The following is a 1151-nucleotide window of genomic DNA, read 5'->3' on the forward strand; positions in this document are numbered from 1 at the left end:
GACCCTCGCCTCGGCCCAGGCCTTCCTCTACGCCGCCGCCGTCATGATCCTCGTCCGAAGGCTCGGGCGAGCATCATGACTTATCGGACGGACTCTCACGTCGCGGTCGCACCACGGCCGTTGTTGGTCTGGATGCTATGGGTCACGCTGCGGCTGCCGAGTTCTCGTGCGACACTCCGCGACACGACACCGCCATGACCGAGCGCGCCCTGAACATTGATCGAGCGAACGCGGGCGCTGGCGGATACGGGGATGACGAGGCCAGTGACGAGCGCGGCGGCACAAGCAAGGGACGGAAATACGGTGCGCATTGGTCTACCCATGGCGGGACGGATCGGGGATGTCCGCTGCATCACCAAAGCGCCGCGCAGGTAATTCCCTTGCGTTTATCCGGTGACGAAAAGTAATGAAATGTAATCGTCGATGTGGCATGTGGAGGTGACGGCGGTACAGCGTGACGTCCCCCATCGCTTTGGTCCGGCCTGAGTGCGCGTTTTCCGGTTTTGTGAGACCCTGACGGGAGGAGCGGAGCCGTGAAGAAGAGTAGCTTCACCGAAGATCAGATCGCTTTCGCGCTGATGCAGGCCAAGACTGGGACGCCGGTCGCGGGGGTGCCGCGCCGGATGGGCGTGAGGCAAGGGTCGCTACCGTGCCTGCTATGTCGAAGGCTGCCGCTGCTCTGGCTCGGATGCGGGGTCATGCCGGCCAGAATGATACCGGCATGTGGTGAAGCATCTTCAGCGACAAGGGGGAGGGGAGGGCGCCGCCGTGCTCCCGAAGTCCCCTCCCCTATGATTGCAAAATGGATTAAATTGTTAAGTGCATATACTGGTTGTTTGTATAAGTTTAAAATATCCATGATGGAAATCCCTGAAACGCGCCAATAGTTCCATAACCTATATTATGCGAATACGCCGTGTAGCTTCGAGGTAGATATGGTGCCCTCTGGTTAAATCTAAGAGCGCCTAACAGAACCGTCTGATCTGGTTGAGGGTGATAAGGCTTGCCGCGAGGCTGGTGAAGGCCTCGTAGATGTCGGCGCGACGCTCGTAKCGGATGGGTAGGCGGCGGAAGCGGTTGAACCAGGCATGGGTCCGCTCCACGACCCAGCGGTGGCGACCGAGTTTTTCGCGGCTCTCGATCCCCTTGCG

2 protein-coding genes are annotated in these 1151 nt (G+C 59.8%); one reads left to right on the forward strand and one right to left on the reverse strand.

Annotated elements, in window-relative coordinates:
• Window positions 1-194 precede the first annotated feature (194 nt).
• The gene (locus ASF53_RS26440; protein WP_156635591.1) at window positions 195-407 is read left to right on the forward strand and encodes a hypothetical protein; all 213 of its coding nucleotides are present in this window, start codon (window positions 195-197) and stop codon (window positions 405-407) included.
• Between the two features lie 558 nt (window positions 408-965).
• On the opposite strand, the gene ASF53_RS26810 is transcribed toward ASF53_RS26440, so the two are convergent.
• Window positions 966-1151, reverse strand: a 186-nt coding sequence (locus ASF53_RS26810) for a transposase (protein ID WP_286134486.1), incomplete at its 5' end; no start/stop codon positions are given.

The sequence above is a fragment of the Methylobacterium sp. Leaf123 genome, from assembly GCF_001423405.1.
Taxonomy (GTDB): domain Bacteria; phylum Pseudomonadota; class Alphaproteobacteria; order Rhizobiales; family Beijerinckiaceae; genus Methylobacterium.